A 19622-nucleotide genomic window follows, 5' to 3' on the forward strand; every position below is an offset into this window, starting at 1 on the left:
AGCCTCCTCGGCCCTCCAGCCCCATTGCTCCGAAGACCGCACCGATGACGCAAGCCCGCTCGCAAACTCCGCAAGTCCTGGCCATGGGCGAAGCCATGGTCGAATTCAACCAGTCGCCCGACGACCCGCGCCGGTATCTGCAGGGTTTCGGCGGCGACACGTCGAACTTCGCCATCGCCGCGCGCCGTCAGGGCGTTCGCACGGGCTTCGTGAGCGCCGTGGGCGACGACCTGTTCGGCCGCATGCTGCTCGATCTGTGGCGCGAGGAGGATGTCGACACGCGCTACGTGAGCGTCGACGCGCAGGCGCCGACCGGCGTCTATTTCGTGTCGCACGACGAGAACGGCCACCACTTCGACTATCTGCGCGCCGGCTCGGCGGCGAGCCGGTATCGCGCTCAGGACCTGCCGCGCGACGCGCTCGCCGGCGCCTCGTTCCTGCATCTGTCCGGAATCAGCCTGGCGATCAGCGTGAACGCCTGCGATGCCGCGTTCGACGCAATGTCGAAGATCCGCGCGGCCGGGGGCAAGGTGTCGTTCGATACCAATCTGCGCCTGAAGCTGTGGCCGCTGGCACGCGCGCGCGCGACGATGCGCGAGGCGTTCAGCCTGACCGACGTATGTCTGCCGAGTTGGGACGACGTGACGGCCGTCACCGGCCTGGAAGACCGTGACGCCATCCTCGACGCGCTGCTCGCCTACGGGGTGAAGGTCGTCGCGCTCAAGCTGGGCCGCGAGGGCTGCTACGTGGCCACGCCGGACGAGCGACGCATTGTGGCGCCGTACCCGGTGCAGGCGGTCGACGCGACGGGCGCCGGCGACTGCTTCGGCGGCGCTTTCGTCGCGCGACTGGCGCTGGGCGATGATCCGTTTGCCGCCGCGCGCTACGCCAATGTGTGCGCCGCGCTGTCCACGACCGGATACGGTGCCGTCGCCCCCGTGCCGCGCGCCGAAGCGGTGCTGCGCACGCTCGCGGCCTGAGGCCCGAGTCCCGCCGGCGGGGGCGGGTGACGGGCCGTTCGCGGCGCCCGTCATCTGCCATCGTCTGCCGGTGCAGCGCCTTGGCGCACCGCCATGCGCCACCGAAGCTTCCCTCCAAAGTCCCTGCCATCGCGGTAACCCCCGCGGCGGTATACTCGTTGCCAATCCAAATCCACCCGGAGAAGAGACATGCAACGAGAAGTCGTGATCGTCAGCGGTGTGCGCACTGCCATTGGTGATTTTGGCGGCAGCCTGAAGGATTTCGCGCCGACGCAGCTCGGCGCCATCGTCGCGCGCGAAGCCATGTCTCGCGCCAACGTGGGCGGCGAGGACATCGGCCACGTGGTGTTCGGCAACGTCATCCATACCGAACCGAAGGACATGTATCTGGCGCGCGTGGCGTCCATCGAGGCCGGCGTGAGCCAGCATGCGCCGGCCATGACGGTGAACCGCCTGTGCGGCTCGGGCCTGCAGGCGGTCGTCTGCGCCGCGCAGTCGATCCTCCTGGGCGATGCGGACGTGGCCATGGCCGGCGGTGCGGAGAGCATGAGCCGCGCGCCGTACATCATGCCGGGCGCCCGCTGGGGGACGCGCATGGGCGAGTCGCGCCTGGTCGACATGATGCTCGGGGCGCTGCACGATCCGTTCGCGAATATCCACATGGGCGTGACAGCCGAGAACATCGCAAGGAAGTGGGGCATCACGCGCGAGGATCAGGACCGTCTCGCGGTGGAGTCGCACCAGCGTGCCGCGCGTGCGATGGCGGCCGGCTACTTCAACGACCAGATCGTGCCGGTGACGCTCAAGACCAAGAAGGGCGAAGTGGCGTTCACCACCGACGAGCACGTGCGCGCCGACGTGAGCCTCGCGGACATGGCGAAGCTGCGTCCGGTGTTCGAGAAGGACGGCACGGTAACGGCGGGCAATGCCTCGGGCCTGAACGATGCGGCGGCGGCGCTCGTTCTCATGGAGCGCGCCGAAGCCGAGCGCCGCGGCGCGAAGCCGCTCGCCCGGCTGGTGAGCTACGCGCACGCCGGCGTCGATCCGAACTACATGGGCATCGGCCCCGTGCCGGCCTCGCGCCAGGCGCTCGCGCGTGCGGGTCTGAAAGTCGACGACATCGACGTCGTCGAAGCCAACGAAGCGTTCGCGGCGCAGGCTTGCGCCGTGACGCGCGACCTCGGCTTCGACCCCGCGAAGGTCAACCCGAATGGCTCGGGCATCTCGCTCGGTCATCCGATCGGCGCGACCGGCGCCCTCATCACCGTCAAGGCGCTGCACGAACTGCAGCGCACTGGCGGCCGCTACGCGCTGGTGACCATGTGCATCGGCGGCGGGCAGGGCATTGCGGCCGTGTTCGAGCGCGTGTAACTTACTCCCGAGGGGCCGGCGTTCTTGCCGGCCCCAGTTTTTCCGGAGCCGTGATGACGCAAGACAACCGCAAGCCCTTCGATACGCCGGAAGCCAACGGCTGGCACTGGCAAACCAACATCCTGCACGCCGACACGCAAGTCCCGGCCGGCTTCGCCGCCATGCCGGTGCCGGTCGCGCGCGCCTCGACGGTGGTCTTTCCCGATCTGGCCGCCATGCGCTCGCTCGACTGGAAGAACGACAGTCAGTGGCGCTACGGACTGCACGCCACGCCGACGTCGATGGAACTCATGCGTCGCCTGGCCTCGCTCGAAGGCGGCAGGCACTGCCTGCTGTTCCCGTCGGGACTGGCTGCAATCTCGAACGTCTACTTCGGCCTGATCAAGAGCGGCGACGACGTCCTCGTGCCCGACAACGCCTACGGTCCGAACCGCGAGCACGGCGACTGGCTCGCCGAGTCGTTCGGCATCACGGTGCGCTACTACGACCCGATGATCGGCGAGGGCATCGGCGCGCTGATTCGGCCCAACACGAAACTGATCTGGCTCGAAGCCCCGGGCTCGGTCACGATGGAAGTGCAGGACGTGCCGGCGATTGCCCGCGTGGCGCGCGAGCGCGGCGTGCTCACCGCCATCGACAACACCTACTCGGCAGGGCTGGCCTTCCGCCCGTTCGAGCATCAGGTCGACATCTCGGTGCAGGCGCTGACCAAATACCAGTCGGGCGGCAGCGACGTGCTGATGGGCTCGGTCGTGACCGTCGATGACGACATTCATCATCGCCTCAAGCAGGCACGCATGCGCATGGGCGTGGGGGTGTCGGCCGACGATTGCAGCCTCGTGCTGCGCAGCCTGCCGAGCATGCGACTGCGTTTCGAAGCGCACGACCGCGCGGCGACGGCATTGGCGACATGGCTGGGTGCGCGCGACGAGATCGCGGCGGTGCTGCACCCCGCGTTCGAGGACTGCCCGGGGCATCGGAACTTCCGTCGCGACTTCACGGGCGCGGGCGGCCTGTTCTCCGTGGTGTTCCACGAACGCTACGCACAGGCGCAGATCGACGCCTTCATCGAGGCGCTGCGTCTGTTCAAGATCGGCTTCAGTTGGGGCGGCGCACACAGTCTGGTCGTGCCGTACCGCGTGCCGTCGATGCGCACGGCCACGACATGGCCGCACAAGGGCGCGCTCGTGCGCTTCTATGTGGGGCTGGAGGACGTGCGCGATCTGCAGTCCGATATCGAAGCCAGCCTGAAGGCGCATCTCGGCGGCGCCTGAGCGGCCGCCGCCATTGCGCGCCAAGCGGCAAAACGCATTCGCCCGGCACCGCAACGGCGCCGGGCGAAGTCGCCTCAGGCGTCGCGGAACAGCGATAGCAGGCCGTCCAGGCCGACGTGGTTGAACGCCACCGAGGCCTTCTCGCGCACCACCGGCTTCGCACGGAAGGCCACCGACAGTCCCGCAATCGCCATCATCTGCAGATCGTTCGAGCCGTCGCCCATGACAATGGCTTGCGAGGGCGTCGCACCGAACTGCGCCGCCACTTCGGCGACCGTGCGCGCCTTCACTTCGGCGTTGACGATCTCGCCGAGCACGCGGCCGGTGAGCCTGCCGTCGACGATTTCCAGCGTGTTGGCGCGCGTGACATCCAGATTCAGACGCGCCTTCAGGCGATCGGTGAAGAACGTGAAGCCGCCCGAGACGAGCAGCGTGCGCAGGCCCAGCGCCTGCACGCCGCGCAGCATGGTCTGCGCGCCGGGCGAGAGTTGCAGGCGCTCCTCGTAGACCTTTTCGAGCGCATTGGCCTCCAGACCCTTGAGCAGCGCCACGCGGCGCGTAAGGCTCTCGTTGAAGTCCTTGATCTCGCCGCGCATGGCCGCTTCGGTAATGGCCGAGACTTGCGCCTTCAGGCCGCAATAATCGGCGATTTCGTCGATGCACTCGATGGTGATGAGCGTCGAGTCCATATCCATCGCGACCAGCTTGAAGTCCGCCAGACGGCGCGTGCTGTCGACCAGCACGGCGTCGACCCGGTGCTGCTGTGCAAAGGTTGCAGCCACGGCGCGCAACGCCGGAGAATCGGTGACGCCGGCAATGCGGGCGATCGGGGCGCGCGTGTCGGCGCAAAACGTAACCGGGGCGCCGGGCACCAGTGCGCGAATGGCGGACTGCAGCGCGTCTGACGCCGGCAACGAGGCGGGCGCACCGAGAATGACAAGGTCGTGGGTCATGATGAAATGGCAGTCTTGCGGAATACGGGCGACCGACATTCTACCCGGGTTGCGGTGCGGCACTTACGCGTCCGGGCGCGCGCGGCGGGCCTGACTTGGCGGCAGCGTTTCGAACTTGTGCCACACGCGGCGCAGGTGGCGGCTGGAGCCAAAGCCGGTGCGCTCGGCAATGCGCTCCAGATCGAGCCGCGTGTTGCCCAGCATCTCGCGCGCCAGGGCGATGCGCAGACGATGCAGATAGTCGATGGGCGCGACGCCCGCGTGCTCGCGGAAAAGACGCGTGACGTGGCGCTCGCTCGTGCAGGCGATTTCCGCCATGAGGGCAAGCGTCCAGTCGCGGGCGGGCTCGGCGGCCATGGCGTCCTGAACGCGATGCAGCGCCGGATGCAGATGGTTGCGGCCTTCGAGCCATGGCGACAACTGCGGATCGGCGCCCGCGCGCCGCGCGTAGACCACCATGTGCCGCGCAATGGCCGCGGCACATACCGCGCTCGTGGCATTGGCAATGAGCGTGAGCATCAGGTCGAGGCCCGTCGTCACGCCGGCACTGGTCCACACGTTGCCGTCCCGCACGTAGAGCCGGTTGTCGGCGACGCGCGCGCTGGGCGCAAGTGCTCGCAGTTCGTCGCAACTGCTGTGATGCGTGGTGCACTGGCGCGCGTCGAGCAGGCCGGCGCGCGCCGCGAGCAGTGCGCCGGTGCAAATGCAGGCGATTTGGTGCGTGGGCCCCACGACCCGGCGCAGCCACGCGATCGCGCGCGCCTGCGCGAGCGCCGGCGACTCGCCGCGGCCCGGCGCCTCGCCCGAGGCGCCCCACACCGGCAACGGCTTTTCCACCGTGCCGGCGATCACGAGCCAAGCGTTCTCCGGCAGTGCGTCGGGCAGCACTTCGAGCGGCGAGATCCGCAGCCCGATCGACGTCGCCATCGAGGGCCGCGTTGCGACATAGCGCAACGTGAAACGCACGTCGTTCTGCAGGTGATTGGCGATGCGCAACGCCTCTGCCGGCGCGGCGACGTCGAGCAGCAGCGTATCGGGCATGACCAGCAGGTAGACGGGTTGCAGACGCGGCATGGGCGAGATCCGGTCGGTCGGACAAGGCGCCCGCAGGACGCCTTCGGACAAGCCTTGACGTTACACCGCGGCGAGCGCTTCCTCAACCGTGACGACGCGCGCGAACCGATCGACGAGTACCGTTTCGGTCCGCTCCTTGAGTTCTTCCACCGACAGTTCGCGGCCGGTGCGGGGGTGCCGCATCGGGAACGTGAGTGTGGCCTCGGTCACGAAGTCGACGTCGTAGCCGGCGTCGGACGCGGCCCGCGTGGTCGTCTCGCAGCATTGTTCGGTGCGAATGCCCGAGACGATCAGGCGAGTGATGCCGTGCTCGATCAGCCACGCGCCGAGCGTGGAGCCCGCGAGAGCGCTGTGCCTCGTCTTGTCGACGGTGACGGCCGGCGCGATGCGCAGTTCCTCGAGCGTGCGCACGAAGCCCGACTCGCGCGAGAACGGACCCGACGAGACGTGGAACACCTGCACCACGGGAATGCCCCTGGCGACGGCGCCGTCGATGAGGGCCTGCTGGCGCTCGAAGTACCTCGCGAGGTCGTCCTCGCGCCAGAACGGGCGCTGGCGAAACGACTCCTGCGCATCGATGACCAGCAGGGCGGTGCGGGGGGATGGGACTTGTGACATTTGCGGCTCCGTATGACGGTTGACGATAGCCCCATCGTAGGGTCGCGTGCGTTATCGCGACAGGCCGGGCGCAGACCGGAACCGGACGGATCCGGACGAATCCGGACATCGGGGGCGGCTGCCCGACGCCGATCACCACCCGGCTCAGATTGCGACGCGGGCGCCCGCGCCGGCGTCCTGTGCGCGTTGATACAACGCGGCGGCAAGCGCCACGTCCTGCGCGCCCATGCCGAGTGATTTGAACAACGTGACCGATGCCGCGTCGGTGCGCCCCGGATGCGCGCCCACCACGATCTCGCCGAGTTCGGCGAGCAGGTGCTCCGGTCCGATCCGGCCTTCGGCGGCTGCGGCGAGATAGTCGCCCGATTCGTTGATCGTCGACTCACGCCGGTCGACGAAGAGCTGCCCCAGGGCCATGAGCGCCGTGTCGGCCTCGCGATGGCGCGGCGTGCTGCTGCCCACGAGGTTCACATGCGTGCCCGGTGCGAGCCATTTCGCCTCGAGCACGGGGTCCGTCGCGTTGGTGACCGTGACGACGATGTCGGCGTCGCGCACGGCGTCCTGAACGCTGCCTGCCGCCTCCAGCGTGACATCGTAGTGCGGCTGGACGGCGTCGACGAATCGCTGCGCACTCTCGAGCGAGCGGCTTGCCACACGCACGTGACGCAGGGGCCGCGCCGCCACCAGCGCCGCGAGATGCCAATGCGCCTGATGGCCGGCGCCGATGAGCGCAAGACGCGTCGCATCGTGGCGGGCCAGCAGCCGTGTGGCCAGGCCGGTCACCGCCGCCGTGCGAATGCCTGTGATCTGCGCAGCGTTCATGATGGCTAGCAGCTCGCCCGTCTCGCCGCTCATGAGCACGACACAGCCTTGGTGCGGATCCTTGCCCAACGTGCTGTTGCCCGGGAAGAACGTGCCGACCTTGGCGCCGTAGACGGGCTCGCCGCCGCCGATGAAGGCGGGCATCATGCCCAGCAGTCCCTTGGCGCCAAGCGCCTCGGGCGGGCGCACGATCTGGCGCAGCGGCAGATGGATCTGGCCGCGTGCGAGCGCGGCGAACATGTCCGACATCACGGGGATGGCGTCGGCGACCGGCATCAACGCGGGACTTGCGCGGCGTCGAGCACGAGCACGGCGGGCGAGGGTGAGGTGGCGCTCATCGGGGCGAACCTGGGCGGGGCATGCTGGACAGTAGTGGCAGTAGCAGCAGTAGCGGCAGTAGCGGCAGTAGCGGCGAGGACGGTCTCAATGGTGGAGAAACGGCGAGCGCGTGTCAGCGGCCGCCCTGCGCGGCGAGCGCGGCGTCGATGTGGCGCTGGAATGTCGCCGTGTCGGTGTTCGTCCCGCACAGCAGCACGCCCACTCGCTTGCCGAGGAGCGTCTCGCGCAACGGCCCCATGAGGGCGGCGGTCGCAGCCGCGCACGCCGGTTCGACCGCGAGCTTCAACTCGCGGAACAACGTGAGCATGCCGGCGCGCATCTGGTCGTCGGTCACCGTGACCAGCTCGTCGATATGGCGACGGCACAGCGTGTAGCTATAGCGTTCCGTGTGCGGCGCCATCAGACTGTCGGCGATGCCCGTCATCGGGCCCATCTTGATGGGGCCGCCGGCGGCGAAACTCTGCGCCATGGCGTCCGCGCCGGCGGGCTCCACGCCGTAGACCTTCACGTGCGGCGCGAACAGCTTGAAGGCCGTTGCCACGCCCGCGATCAGTCCGCCGCCGCCGATGGGCACGATCACCGCATCGAGCTCCGGCGCCTGCCGGGCCCACTCGTAACCGAGCGTGGCCGTGCCGAGCACCGTCCGGTAGCCGTTGAACGGATGCACGAAGTAGCGGCCTTCGTCCTGCTCCACGCGCTTGACGATGTCGAACGCCTCGTGCACGTTCTCGGCGAGCACCAGATCCGCACCGTACTCGCGGCACAGGGACGAGCGCGCCGGGCTTGCCGTCTTGAGCATCACCGTCTTGGCGGCCACGCCCATCGCCTGCGCGGCGTAAGCCACGGCCACGGCATGGTTGCCCGCCGACACGCACGTCACGCCGGCCTTGCGCTGGGCGTCGTCAAGCGAGAGCAGGTTGGAGAAGGCGCCGCGCGCCTTGAACGTGCCGGACGCCTGCAGTAGTTCGAACTTGAACGTCACGCGCGTATCGCCCAGCGTCGGGAAGTCGCCGCGCGTGAACACCGGCGTGGTGCGCACGTATCGCTTGAGTGTCTCGTGCAGGGCCGCGATGGCGTCCCGGGTCGGCGCGGGCTGGCCGTCGATGGTCTCGGCGTGCAGGTCGGGGGTCGATTGCGTCACTTGAAACTTGTCTCCGTCATGAAGGCCCGCAAGCCGGGCTCCGGAAAAGCACCTGCGCGACACGTCGCGCAGGGCGCCACTGATAGGACCGCGATCGCATGGGCGTATCGCGATTTGCCGCGCCTGCCGCGCCGCAGCGGGCAAAGCGCACGCTGGCCTCAGCGCAGGCCGAGCGTGCGGCTGCGCAGCAGCGCGGTAATGCTGATCACGGCGGCGAAAATCAGATAGAAGCTCGGGGCAAGCTTGTTGCCGGTCGCGCCGATGAGCCACGTAATGATAAACGGCGCGAAGCCGCCGAACACGGTCGCCGCGATGTTGTAGCCGAGCGAGAGGCCCGTCGTGCGCACCTGCACCGGGAAGAGCTCGGTGAGCAGTGCGGGCAGTGCGCCGAAGTACGTGGTCATCAGCAGGCCGAGCACGATCTGGAACACCATCAGCGAGGCGAACGTCGGATTCGCATCGAGATAGCGGAACATCGGATAGACAAGGATCAGCAGGGCGACAGCCGCGGCGAGCATCGGCTTGATGCGGCCATGCGTGTCCGACCAGTGGCCGACGATGGGCGCGACGATCAGCTGCACCACACCGGTGAGCAGCACCGCCGAGAACGCCGCGGAGGACGGCAGGCCGAGCTGCTTCACGGCGTAAGTCGGCATGTAGAGCACCAGGTACGTCGCCACGGTCGCCATTACGACGACGCCGATGGCAAGCAGCAGGCGCTCCTTCTGGCTCGCGAACGTGTCGCGCAGCGGGCTTTGCGTGGGCTCGATGTCGAGGAACTCGGGCGTCTCGTCCAGGCGCCGGCGGATGTAGTACGCGACCGGGCCGATGAGCAGGCCGAAGAAGAACGGGATGCGCCAACCCCAGGACGCCATCGCCTCGGGCGACAGATTGCCCGTGAGCAGCGCGCCGAACCCGGCGGCCAGCAGCGTGGTGAGGCCTTGCGAGGCGACCTGCCAGCTCGAGAAGAAGCCGCGCCGCTGCGGGGCGTGCTCGGCAAGAAATGCCGTGGCGCTGCCGAACTCGCCGCCGGCCGAGAAGCCCTGCACCATGCGCGCGATGACGATGCCCACCGGCGCGAGCACGCCGATCGCGGCGTAGGTCGGCATGATCGCGATGAGCAGCGTGCCGACCATCATCAGCACGATCGAGAGCGTGAGGGCGGCCTTGCGTCCGGCGCGGTCGGCATAGGCGCCGATCACGATGGCGCCGAGCGGGCGCATGAAGAACGACACGCCGAACGTGCCGAGCGTGAGCAGCAGCGACACCGTGTCGTTGCCGGTCGGGAAGAACAGCTTGGCGATGGTCACGGCGAAGAAGCCGTACACCACGAGATCGAACCACTCGAGCGCATTGCCGATCGAGGCCGATACGATGACACGCCAGGCGTGCGGGGACGTGCGGGCGGCAGGGGCCGTCGCGTTGGGGGCTGCGCTTGCGCTCATGGGCGAGATCTCCAAAACCTGTCTGGCGTTGTGTGCTTGTAATGTTGCGAAGGGGTTGTCCTGTGCGCCCATTCTTTTGCAGGCGTCTGGTACTGCGTACAACGGTGTCCCGGCGCCGTACCGGCCGTCCAAGACAACGGGCCGCACCCGCGAAGCGGATACGGCCCGGCAAACGTCACGTCTTCATGCTGGCGTCGCAGGCGAGCATGGCGGCCCGTCTCAGGCGTCGACCGTGTTGCTGCGAATGAGCTTTTGCAGGAACGATTCGCACTGCGCGATCTGTTCGAGCGACACGAATTCGTTGGGCTTGTGCGCCTGCTCGATGTTGCCCGGGCCGCACACGATCGAGGGCACGCCCGCGAGCTGGAACTGGCCCGCTTCGGTGCCGTAGGCGACCTTGCGCTTGTCGGTGTCCTTGGTGAGCGCGCGCACGAGTTGCGTGATGGCGTCCTGCTCCGAGGCGTCGAGCGCCGGCGCGGCGGCAATCTTCTTGAATTCGATGCCTGCGCCCGGATGCTCCTCGCGCATCTTCGGCACGAGCTCTTGCGCCGCGTATTGCTGGATGCGCTGGAAGATGCCTTCGGCGTCCACGCCCGGCAGGTTGCGGTACTCGAAGACGAATTCGCACAGGGCCGGAATCGTGTTGAGCGCAATGCCGCCCGAGATCGTGCCTGTCTGCGCCGTGGTGAACGGCACGTCGAAGAGCTCGTCGAACGGGCCGTTTTGCTTGAAGTGATCGGCCAGATCGCGGATGTAGCAGATAAGGCGCGCCGCGTATTCGATGGCGTTCGAGCCCTTGGGCGTGAGCGAGGAGTGCGCGGCGTGGCCGCGCACGCAGCAGTGATAGGCGTTGATGCCTTTGTGCGCGACGATCACGCGCATGCTCGTGGGCTCGCCCACGATGCAGCCGTCCGGGCGAATGCCGCGCTCGCGCAGCTCGGCGAGCATCACCGGCGCGCCCACGCAGCCGATTTCTTCGTCATACGAGAACGCGAAGTGGAACGGCGTCTTGAGCCTGGCCTCGCGCATGGCGGGCAGCATCGTCATGACCGAGCCGATGAAGCCCTTCATGTCGCACGTGCCGCGGCCGTAGAGGTTGCCGTCGCGCACCACGGGTTTGAACGGATCGGTGTCCCAGGCCTGGCCGTCGACCGGCACCACGTCGGTGTGGCCCGAGAGGACGATGCCGCCCTGCGTATTGCCGTCGGCGGCGGGCAGCGTCACGAACAGGTTGGCCTTGCGCTTGGTGGCGTCGTAGGACAGCCACGGCTCCACACCGGCGTCCTTGAGCGAATCGCGTACCGTCTCGATCAGGCCGAGGTTCGACTCGCGGCTCGTGGTGTCGATGCTCACCAGCTTCGTGATCCAGTCGAGCGATGCCGGCTGGGCCTCTGTGGCGGCCTGCGCTGCGATGGCTTGGGGGGAAGCGCTTGTCATTCGAATCTCCGGAAATCTGCCAGTCATGTGCGTCACATGGTCTGGGAAATGGTACTCAAAAATAATTTAGAGGTAAAAGGTTGCTCACACAACATTTCTTACCTCGCGGGAATCGGCGGGCTGGGCAAGGGTTTGCCCGGTACGCCGGAATCGGGAAATCGGGAGGTGGCCGAAATTGGTGCGGTGCACACCGGCGGGCGGCCGTCTGTGGCCGCTCGCCGCGCGTGGGAACGAGCGGATGGACGTCACGCCGCGCGCGCCACGGGCGAGCCCAGCGCGCGCAGCGTCTCCTTGATGGCACGCACGCGATCGCTCAACTGCGCGTGCCTGAGCTCGACGCGCAGCTTGTCCTGACCGGCGAGCTTGATGTGACGATGCTTCTGCACGAGCTCGATGATGCGCATCGGGTCGACGGCCGGTGTCGGCTCGAACTGCAGCGCGATCGCTTCCTCGCTCGCGTCGATCTTCGTGATGCCCAGCGGCTTGGCCAGCAGACGCAGGCGATGCGTCTCGATGAGAGCCTGCGCCTGTTGCGGCAGCTTGCCGAAGCGATCGACGAGCTCCTCCTGAATCGTGTCGATGGCGTCGGCGTGCGTGCCGTTGGCGAGCCGCTTGTAGAGCGAGAGGCGCTCCTGAACGTCGGCGCAATAGTCATTGGGCAAAATGGCCGGCACGTGCAGGTTGATCTCGGTCGTGGCGGCCAGCGGCGCCGTCAGGTCCGGCTCACGGCCGGCCTTGAGCGCGCTCACGGCGTCGGCCAGCATGTCCGTATAGAGCTGGAAGCCGATCTCGTGAATTTCGCCCGACTGCTTGTCGCCGAGCACTTCACCCGCGCCGCGAATCTCCAGGTCGTGCATGGCGAGGTAGAACCCCGCGCCGAGTTCTTCCATCTGCTGAATCGCTTCCAGGCGTCGCTGCGCCTGCTTGGTCAGCGCCTTCGGATCGTGCACGAGCAGATACGCATACGCCTGGTGATGCGAGCGGCCCACGCGGCCGCGCAACTGGTGCAACTGCGCCAGACCGAACTTGTCCGCGCGATGCATCAGGATCGTGTTGGCGGTGGGCACGTCGATACCGGTCTCGATGATGGTGGTGCACAGCAGCACGTTGGCGCGCTGCGTGACGAAATCGCGCATCACGCGCTCCAGATCGCGCTCGTGCATCTGCCCGTGGGCGACGACGATGCGCGCTTCGGGCACGAGGGCTTCGAGCTGCGCCTTGCGGTTCTCGATGGTCTCGACCTCGTTGTGCAGGAAGTACACCTGGCCGCCGCGCTTGAGTTCGCGCAGCATGGCCTCGCGAATCACGCCGTCTTCCTCGCGCCGCACGAACGTCTTGATCGCCAGGCGCTTTTGCGGCGCGGTGGCGATGACCGAAAAGTCGCGCAGGCCTTCGAGCGCCATGCCCAGCGTGCGCGGGATCGGCGTGGCGGTGAGCGTGAGCACGTCCACTTCGGCGCGCAGCGCCTTGAGCGCCTCCTTCTGACGCACGCCGAACCGATGTTCCTCGTCGATGATCACGAGCCCCAGGCGCTGGAATTGGATGTCGTTCGAGAGCAGCTTGTGCGTGCCGATGACGATGTCCACCTGTCCTTCGTTGATTGCCTTCACGCTCGCATTGACTTCCTTCGCCGTCTTGAAGCGCGAGAGCTCCGCAATGCGCACCGGCCAGTCCGCGAAGCGATCCGAGAAGGTCTGCGCGTGCTGCTCGGCGAGCAGCGTGGTGGGCGCGAGCAGGGCCACCTGCTTGCCGTCGAGCACGGCGATGAAAGCTGCGCGCAGCGCCACTTCGGTCTTGCCGAAACCGACGTCGCCGCACACCAGACGGTCCATCGGGCGACCGCTCGTCATGTCGCTCATCACGGCCGCGATGGCGGCGGCCTGGTCCGGCGTCTCCTCGAAACCGAAACTGTCGGCAAACTTCTCGTAGTCGCGCGGCGAGAGTTCGAACGCATACCCCGAGCGCGCGGCGCGTCGGGCGTAGAGATTGAGCAGTTCGGCGGCGGTGTCGCGAATCTGCTGCGCCGCGCGGCGCTTGGCGCGCTCCCACTGTCCCGAGCCCAGCGAGTGCAGCGGCGCGGTGTCGGGGTCGGCGCCGCTGTAGCGTGAGATCAGGTGCAACTGCGAGACCGGCACGTACAGCTTGCTGTCGCCCGAGTATTCGAGATGCAGGAACTCGGTCTCGCCTTCGCCGAGGTCCATGCTCACGAGACCCTGATAGCGACCAATGCCATGCTGGCTGTGCACGACCGGGTCGCCGACCTTGAGCTCGGCAAGATCGCGCACCATCGAGTCGACCGACGTCGCCTGTTCCTGGCGGCGCCTGCCAGCTCGGCGCGCGAGGCCTTCGTAGAGCTCGTTCTCGGTAATGAACGCGAGGTCTTCCGTCGGCAGCAGGAAGCCCGCGGCGAGCGGCGCGACGCCAATGGCAAAGCGCGCGTCGGACGTGAGGAAGTCCTCGAGCGACTCGACCGTGGCCGGTCGCAGATCGTTGTCGTGCAGCAGTTGCAGCAGCGTTTCGCGCCGGCCTGCCGAGTCCGCGCATAGCAGCACGCGCGCGGGCGTGCGGGCGAGATACGCGCGCAGCGCCGCGAGCGGGTCGTCGGCGCGCCGGTTGATTGCGAGCGGCGGCAGGGCGATCGCCCAGGAGCCGTCGCCTGGCGTCGGCAGTGTCAATCGCGCGAAAGGCTTGGCGAGCGCGAAGAAGTCCTGATCGAGCAGGAATAGCTGTTCGGGCGGCAGCACCGGCCGTTCGCGATCGTGCGACAGGAAGTTGTAGCGCTGGCGCGTATCGTTCCAGAAGCGGTGAATCGCCGCTTCCAGATCGCCGACGAAGACCAGTTGCGCGTCGGCGGGCAGATAATGGAAAAGCGTGGCCGTCTCTTCGAAGAACAGCGGCAGGTAGTATTCGATGCCCGCCGAGGGCACGCCGCTGCCGATGTCCTTGTAGATGGGGCTGCGGCTCGGGTCGCCTTCGAACACTTCGCGCCAGCGGCCGCGAAAGGCCGTGCGGGCTGGCTCGTCGAACGGAAATTCGCGCCCGGGCAGCAGGCGCACTTCCTTGACCGGATACAGGCTGCGCTGCGTGTCCGGGTCGAACGCGCGGATGCTGTCGACCGTGTCGTCGAACAGGTCGAGGCGGTAGGGCAGCGCCGAGCCCATGGGGAAGAGGTCGATCAGACCGCCGCGCACGCAGTATTCGCCCGGGCGCATGACCTGGCTCACGTGCTCGTAGCCGGCCAGCGTGAGTTGCGACTTCAGACGCGCTTCGTCGAGGCGCTCGCCCTGCGTGAAGAAGAACGTGTAGGCCGCCATGAAGCTTGCCGGGGCCATGCGATAGAGCGCCGTGGTGGCGGGCACGAGCACGATGTCGCAACGCTTCTCGCCGAGGTCGTGCAAGGTGGCCAGGCGCTCGGAGACGAGATCCTGGTGCGGCGAGAACGTGTCGTAAGGCAGCGTTTCCCAGTCGGGCAGCAAACGCACGCGGGCTTCGGGCGCGCACCACCTGAGTTCCTGCTGCAGACGCAGCGCGTCGGTCGCCTGTGCGCAGACGACGGCCAGCAGCGGTACGCGCTCGCGGTTTGCTTCGAAGTAGCGGGCGATGAGCAAGGCGTCGCTCGACGCGTGCGAGCCCGCGAAGGCATAACGCTGTCCCGCTTTCACGAGCGGCACGGGCGCGGTATTACGGGATAAGGCGTTGGCGGATGACATAGGAAAAGCGTTGCAGAAATGGCAAAGCACGGGGCTCCATCCACATGGGGCCCCGTGACAGTCAGCGTCTATTATAAAATCCCCGCTTTACCCTTACCTGCGTTTTATCGTGAGCGACCGACTTTTTGCCGTCATCCCGTGCGCCGGCGCCGGTGTGCGCGCCGGGGCCGATGTGCCCAAGCAATACCGGAGCGTGGGCGGACGCGCCATGCTCCACTACGCGCTCGCGGCGTTCGACGCGTGTTCGGAGTTCGCACAGACGGTGCTGGTGCTCGCCCCGGACGACAATCATTTCGACGGCCGGCGCTTCGGCCCGTTGCGCTTTGCGGTGCGCCGCTGCGGCGGCCCGTCGCGGCACGCATCGGTGCTCGGCGGCCTGCAGGCGCTTACCGAGTTCGGGGCGCAGGACAGCGACTGGGTGCTCGTGCACGATGCGGCACGCCCCGGCATCACGCCCACGCTGATTCGCGCGCTGGTCGAAGCGCTGCGCGACGATCCCGTCGGCGGCATCCTCGCGTTGCCGGTGGCCGATACGCTCAAGCGCGAGCAGCCGCCGCGCGAGAAGGGCGCGCTGGCGGCCGTACAGGCGACCGAGTCGCGCGAGGGGCTATGGCAAGCGCAGACACCGCAAATGTTCCGTCTCGGCATGCTGCGTCATGCGCTGGAAGACGCGCTTGCCGCCGGCGCTGAAGTCACCGACGAAGCGAGCGCGATCGAGCGCCTCGGCCATGCGCCGAAGCTCGTGCGCGGCAGCCTGCGCAATTTCAAGGTGACTTATCCCGAGGACTTCGCACTCGCCGAGGCTTTTCTCGGCGCCGCCAGGCCCGCTTGAGGGCAACGCCCTCAGGCCGGCCCGGCAACGTCTGCGTTGTACCGTTTTCTTCGCATCTGGCGATTCTTCATGACTGATCAAGCTGATTCTTCCCGCGCCTCGCTCGCCCCATTCAGCGAGGGGCGCCTGCCCAGACTCCGGATAGGACAGGGCTACGACGTGCATGCGCTCGTGCCGGGCCGCCCGCTCGTGATGGGCGGGGTCACCATTCCGTTCGATCGTGGTCTGCTGGGCCACTCCGACGCCGACGTGCTGCTGCACGCGATCACCGACGCCGTGCTCGGTGCCGCAGCGTTGGGCGACATCGGCCGGCATTTCCCCGATACCGATCCCACTTTCAAGGGCGCGAACAGCGTCGTGCTGCTCAAGGAGGCGATGCGCCGCGTGCGCGAGCATGGCTATGAAGTCGTCAACGTGGATTGCACGGTGATCGCGCAGGCCCCGAAGCTCGCGCCGCACATCGGTGCCATGACGCAGTCGATCGCCGACGCGCTGGGCGTGAGCGTCGGACAGGTCAACGTGAAAGCGAAGACGAACGAAAAACTTGGCTACCTCGGGCGTCAGGAGGGAATCGAGGCGCAGGCGGCGGCGTTGCTCGTGGGCGTCTGAGCGACGGCACGACGGAGGCGCCCATGCGTGTGGCGCCCCCAGGGAAGGGTAGTCGGGCTCGGGCGCGCCAATCGACGCGCATGGTCTGGACGATACGGACGATACGGACGATACGGACGATATGGACGACACGGACGACACGGACGACACGGACGATCGGAACGACCGGAACGACCGGAACGAAAAACGGCGCGGCGGGGATCGTTCCCGCCGCGCCGTTTTGTTTTGTTGCGCGTGGTATCGCGGCCGTGGCTGCTACGCGCGCCCCCGCGCCTGGCCCGCTTAGGCGCCCCCTTACGCCGCTTCGGCGGCGAGCACCTGGGCTGCCGCATTGATGACGGCGGCGATGCGCCCGACGTCGCGCAGTTGCGCGGTGCTCATGCCTTGCTCGTTCGCCAGCAGCGCGTAGTGCGACTTCACGCAGAAGTGGCACTTGCCGACGATGGACGCGGCAAGCGCGTACATCTCGAAGCGGCGCTGATCGACGCCGCCGCGCGTCGCGTAGCCGTTCATGCGCAGTTGCGCCTTTTCGTTCTTGAGATCAGCGTTATCGGCCATCTCCAGATACGGGTACCACGTGTTGTTCATGCCCATGAGCGCGGCCGCGGTCAACGCGCCTTCCAGCTCTTCGGGTGACAGCACGCCGGCTTCGCGGATCGCTTTGACGATCGGCTGGCTCTTCGCCGCGAAGGCGGCGGCGAGGGCGACACCTACGGCATCGTTGCCCTCCAGCGAGGAGCGGGCGATCGTGCCGTCGAGGTTCAGGCGAATGTCCTTGGCGTAGTCAGGGATCTGTGCCTTAATCGCGGTGAGGAATTCCATAAATTTCTCCTATTGCTTGGGGCTGAAAAAGCCCGCTTGCGCGGGCTCCGAGACGACGCTTACAGCGTTGCACCGCCGACCGCGCGGTTGCACGGGCAGAGTTCGTCGGTTTGCAGGCCGTCCAGAATACGCAGGATTTCCTGCGGGTTGCGGCCGACGTTCAGGTTGTTCACCGAAACGTGCTGGATGGTGTTGTCCGGGTCAACGATGAACGTTGCACGCAGGGCCACACCGGCTTCCTTGTCGCGCACGCCGAGCTGGTCGATCAGGGCACCCGTGGTGTCGCCGAACGAGTAGTGGTTCAGCTTGTTCAGGTCCTTGTGCTCACGGCGCCATGCGAGCTTCACGAATTCGTTGTCGCCCGAGCCGCCCAGCAGCACGGCGTCGCGGTCTGCGAAGTCCTGAGCCAGCTTGCCGAACTCGACGATCTCCGTGGGGCACACGAACGTGAAGTCCTTCGGGTAGAAGTAAATGATCTTCCACTTGCCCGGGAACGAGGCTTCGGTGATCGTTTCGAAAGCCGACTGGCCGTTTTCTTCGTGGTTGTTGAAACCAGGCTTGGCCGCTTGAACCGAGAACGCTTCGAGTTTGTCGCCGACAGTTTTCATCGATTTACTCCTTAATAGATGCGGTGAATGTTGGATGCCATGTGTACATCGCAACCTGCAACTGACCGGGGACTTTCGTTCCCGGCCAACTAAAGCAGTATACGCTATCGATGTACCGATAGCAATAGTTTGTTTTTATTTCGGGGATAGTTAAATCAAATCCCGGCGATAGGATTTCGTGTGGCGCCGGCGAATGCCGGGCAAGCCTTGAGCATAGCCAAATTTGCTTCGCGTCACATCCCTTATTTAGCAAGCGGGAATGACACGATGATTTCAAGGCCGGTTCCCGGGCGCACATTGCGAAGCGAGGCGTGGCCCTTGTAGCGCGAGGCAATGCGCTGGACGATCGCCATGCCGAGTCCGGTGCCTTCGGCCTTCGTGCGCGCCGTGTCCACGCGATAGAACGGCCGGAAGACGAGCGCGAGCTGGTCTTCGGGAATGCCGGGACCGGTGTCGCGCACGCGCATCTCGACGCGCTCACCTAGTACTCGCGTCGAGATGAGGACGTTGGCGATGTTCGTTTGTGGGTCGCGTCCGTATTTGCGCGCGTTCTCGATCAGGTTCGTGAGCAGGCGCTTGAGGTCCGTGCGTTCGGCGAGTACGGGCGCGCTGTCGGCGAGCTCGACTGTCACCTTCAGGTCTTCGCGGGCGTCGAACGCCGCGGCCGTCTCGCGCGCAATGTCGGACAGATCGAGCGACTGCATCGTGCGTGAGGCGGGGCGGGCATAATCGAGGAAGCGGCCGATGATCTCGTCCATCTGCTCGATGTCGCTGATCATGTCGCGCTTGACCGATTCATCCGAAGGACTCATTTCCGTTTCCAGCCGCAGACGGGCGAGCGGTGTACGCAGGTCGTGCGAGATGCCGGCGAGCATGAGCGCGCGATCCGCCTCGAGCCGCTCGAGCTCCTGCACCATCTGGTTGAAGCTGCGGTTGGCTTCAGCAGCCTCGCCCATGCCGCGCTCGGGCAACGGGTCCGGGCGCTGACCCTCGCCAATGGCGCGCGCCGCGTGGGCCAGTCGCGCGAACGGACGGTTCACGAGGGCGGTGATGAAGGCGGCGCCGAGCAGCGAGAGGGCCAGCGCGAACGTGCCCCAACTGAAGAGCTGCAGGCCGGTGGCCGTGTCGATGCGGTCCTGCTCGATGGCGACCCAATAGTCGTCCTCATCGATCTTGAAGCTGATCCACATCGCGGGGATTTCGTTGACCGCGGCGGCGATCACGGTGTCGGTGCCGAGGCGCCGCTGAACGTCGCGCACGATCAGGTCTTGCACCACGCCGCCGGGCTGCTTTTCCACTTTGTCGGCCGGCTCGCGCGGGTACACGCGAATCCCTTCGTTGCTCTCCAGATCCTGCAGCAGCGCGCGGCGCAGGTCGGGCTCCGAGTAGAGCAGGGCCGTGCGCGTGAGCTTGACGATCGACACGAGCTGCTGCGCCACGCGCTGTGCGCGCGGTTCGCGCTCGATCACGCGAAAGCTCTGATACCAGGCGGCCAGGCTGACGCCGATGAGCAGGGCGATGAGGAAAAAGGTACGCCAGAAGAGACCGCCGAACAGCCCGCGTACCATCCGTATCGGATGCATGGGG

The 19622-nt window shown here is 66.9% G+C and carries 16 protein-coding genes; 5 read left to right on the forward strand and 11 right to left on the reverse strand.

The window, feature by feature from the left end; all coding sequences use genetic code 11:
- The first annotated feature begins 44 nt into the window (after nucleotides 1-44).
- The 3 genes from PNO31109_RS03150 to PNO31109_RS03160 all read left to right on the forward strand — a co-directional run bounded on the left by PNO31109_RS03150 (nucleotide 45) and on the right by PNO31109_RS03160 (nucleotide 3625).
- Complete coding sequence (locus PNO31109_RS03150; RefSeq protein ID WP_150554205.1) at nucleotides 45-980, forward strand: sugar kinase; 936 nt, start codon at nucleotides 45-47, stop codon at nucleotides 978-980.
- A gap of 189 nt (nucleotides 981-1169) precedes the next feature.
- Nucleotides 1170-2351 (forward strand): beta-ketothiolase BktB, encoded by a 1182-nt coding sequence (gene bktB / locus PNO31109_RS03155; RefSeq protein WP_150554206.1) that lies wholly within the window; start codon nucleotides 1170-1172, stop codon nucleotides 2349-2351.
- Nucleotides 2352-2404: 53 nt separating this feature from the next.
- Nucleotides 2405-3625: a cystathionine beta-lyase gene (locus tag PNO31109_RS03160; RefSeq protein ID WP_150554207.1), complete on the forward strand. Its 1221-nt coding sequence runs from the start codon at nucleotides 2405-2407 to the stop codon at nucleotides 3623-3625.
- 74 nt (nucleotides 3626-3699) lie between these two features.
- Here the strand turns inward: PNO31109_RS03160 and serB are convergent, their stop codons facing one another.
- The 8 genes from serB to mfd form a co-directional block, all read right to left on the reverse strand.
- Nucleotides 3700-4578, reverse strand: a complete 879-nt coding sequence (serB, locus tag PNO31109_RS03165) for a phosphoserine phosphatase SerB (RefSeq protein ID WP_150554208.1) — start codon at nucleotides 4576-4578, stop codon at nucleotides 3700-3702.
- A 63-nt stretch (nucleotides 4579-4641) separates the two neighbouring features.
- Nucleotides 4642-5652: a GlxA family transcriptional regulator gene (locus PNO31109_RS03170; RefSeq protein ID WP_150554209.1), complete on the reverse strand. Its 1011-nt coding sequence runs from the start codon at nucleotides 5650-5652 to the stop codon at nucleotides 4642-4644.
- 60 nt (nucleotides 5653-5712) lie between these two features.
- On the reverse strand, nucleotides 5713-6270 hold the full coding sequence (locus PNO31109_RS03175) for a cysteine hydrolase family protein (RefSeq protein WP_150554210.1): 558 nt from the start codon (nucleotides 6268-6270) through the stop codon (nucleotides 5713-5715).
- 144 nt (nucleotides 6271-6414) lie between these two features.
- Entirely contained in the window at nucleotides 6415-7368 is a 954-nt protein-coding gene (locus tag PNO31109_RS03180; protein WP_150554211.1) for an ornithine cyclodeaminase family protein, read from the reverse strand.
- A gap of 175 nt (nucleotides 7369-7543) precedes the next feature.
- A complete protein-coding gene (locus tag PNO31109_RS03185; RefSeq protein ID WP_150554212.1) occupies nucleotides 7544-8572 on the reverse strand; it encodes a threonine/serine dehydratase family protein in 1029 nt (342 codons plus the stop codon).
- 158 nt (nucleotides 8573-8730) lie between these two features.
- Nucleotides 8731-10017: an MFS transporter gene (locus tag PNO31109_RS03190; protein ID WP_150554213.1), complete on the reverse strand. Its 1287-nt coding sequence runs from the start codon at nucleotides 10015-10017 to the stop codon at nucleotides 8731-8733.
- 219 nt (nucleotides 10018-10236) lie between these two features.
- A complete protein-coding gene (argE, locus tag PNO31109_RS03195) occupies nucleotides 10237-11454 on the reverse strand; it encodes an acetylornithine deacetylase (protein WP_150554214.1) in 1218 nt (405 codons plus the stop codon).
- Nucleotides 11455-11699: 245 nt separating this feature from the next.
- Complete coding sequence (mfd, locus tag PNO31109_RS03200; protein ID WP_150554215.1) at nucleotides 11700-15164, reverse strand: transcription-repair coupling factor; 3465 nt, start codon at nucleotides 15162-15164, stop codon at nucleotides 11700-11702.
- A gap of 109 nt (nucleotides 15165-15273) precedes the next feature.
- Between mfd and ispD the strand changes: the two genes are divergently transcribed.
- Nucleotides 15274-15996: a 2-C-methyl-D-erythritol 4-phosphate cytidylyltransferase gene (gene ispD / locus PNO31109_RS03205; protein WP_150554216.1), complete on the forward strand. Its 723-nt coding sequence runs from the start codon at nucleotides 15274-15276 to the stop codon at nucleotides 15994-15996.
- 69 nt (nucleotides 15997-16065) lie between these two features.
- Nucleotides 16066-16605, forward strand: a complete 540-nt coding sequence (ispF, locus tag PNO31109_RS03210; RefSeq protein ID WP_277396701.1) for a 2-C-methyl-D-erythritol 2,4-cyclodiphosphate synthase — start codon at nucleotides 16066-16068, stop codon at nucleotides 16603-16605.
- A 294-nt stretch (nucleotides 16606-16899) separates the two neighbouring features.
- Here the strand turns inward: ispF and PNO31109_RS03215 are convergent, their stop codons facing one another.
- The 3 genes from PNO31109_RS03215 to PNO31109_RS03225 all read right to left on the reverse strand — a co-directional run bounded on the left by PNO31109_RS03215 (nucleotide 16900) and on the right by PNO31109_RS03225 (nucleotide 19618).
- Entirely contained in the window at nucleotides 16900-17427 is a 528-nt protein-coding gene (locus PNO31109_RS03215) for a carboxymuconolactone decarboxylase family protein (RefSeq protein WP_150554217.1), read from the reverse strand.
- Between the two features lie 59 nt (nucleotides 17428-17486).
- Complete coding sequence (locus tag PNO31109_RS03220; RefSeq protein WP_150554218.1) at nucleotides 17487-18035, reverse strand: peroxiredoxin; 549 nt, start codon at nucleotides 18033-18035, stop codon at nucleotides 17487-17489.
- Between the two features lie 242 nt (nucleotides 18036-18277).
- Nucleotides 18278-19618: an ATP-binding protein gene (locus PNO31109_RS03225; protein ID WP_150554219.1), complete on the reverse strand. Its 1341-nt coding sequence runs from the start codon at nucleotides 19616-19618 to the stop codon at nucleotides 18278-18280.
- Nucleotides 19619-19622: the final 4 nt, after the last annotated feature.

This window comes from Pandoraea nosoerga (genome assembly GCF_902459585.1).
Classification (GTDB): Bacteria; Pseudomonadota; Gammaproteobacteria; order Burkholderiales; family Burkholderiaceae; genus Pandoraea; species Pandoraea nosoerga.

Bases quoted from the DNA above. Each gene is read 5' to 3' on its own strand.
- PNO31109_RS03150 (WP_150554205.1), top strand. From the start codon at position 45: ATGACGCAAGCCCGCTCGCAAACTCCGCAAGTCCTGGCCATGGGCGAA.
- PNO31109_RS03215 (WP_150554217.1), bottom strand. From the start codon at position 17,427: ATGGAATTCCTCACCGCGATTAAGGCACAGATCCCTGACTACGCCAAG.
- PNO31109_RS03225 (WP_150554219.1), bottom strand. From the start codon at position 19,618: ATGCATCCGATACGGATGGTACGCGGGCTGTTCGGCGGTCTCTTCTGG.
- PNO31109_RS03220 (WP_150554218.1), bottom strand. From the start codon at position 18,035: ATGAAAACTGTCGGCGACAAACTCGAAGCGTTCTCGGTTCAAGCGGCC.
- ispF (WP_277396701.1), top strand. From the start codon at position 16,066: ATGACTGATCAAGCTGATTCTTCCCGCGCCTCGCTCGCCCCATTCAGC.
- PNO31109_RS03170 (WP_150554209.1), bottom strand. From the start codon at position 5,652: ATGCCGCGTCTGCAACCCGTCTACCTGCTGGTCATGCCCGATACGCTG.
- PNO31109_RS03190 (WP_150554213.1), bottom strand. From the start codon at position 10,017: ATGAGCGCAAGCGCAGCCCCCAACGCGACGGCCCCTGCCGCCCGCACG.
- PNO31109_RS03160 (WP_150554207.1), top strand. From the start codon at position 2,405: ATGACGCAAGACAACCGCAAGCCCTTCGATACGCCGGAAGCCAACGGC.
- bktB (WP_150554206.1), top strand. From the start codon at position 1,170: ATGCAACGAGAAGTCGTGATCGTCAGCGGTGTGCGCACTGCCATTGGT.
- PNO31109_RS03180 (WP_150554211.1), bottom strand. From the start codon at position 7,368: ATGCCGGTCGCCGACGCCATCCCCGTGATGTCGGACATGTTCGCCGCG.
- PNO31109_RS03175 (WP_150554210.1), bottom strand. From the start codon at position 6,270: ATGTCACAAGTCCCATCCCCCCGCACCGCCCTGCTGGTCATCGATGCG.
- serB (WP_150554208.1), bottom strand. From the start codon at position 4,578: ATGACCCACGACCTTGTCATTCTCGGTGCGCCCGCCTCGTTGCCGGCG.
- argE (WP_150554214.1), bottom strand. From the start codon at position 11,454: ATGACAAGCGCTTCCCCCCAAGCCATCGCAGCGCAGGCCGCCACAGAG.
- mfd (WP_150554215.1), bottom strand. From the start codon at position 15,164: ATGTCATCCGCCAACGCCTTATCCCGTAATACCGCGCCCGTGCCGCTC.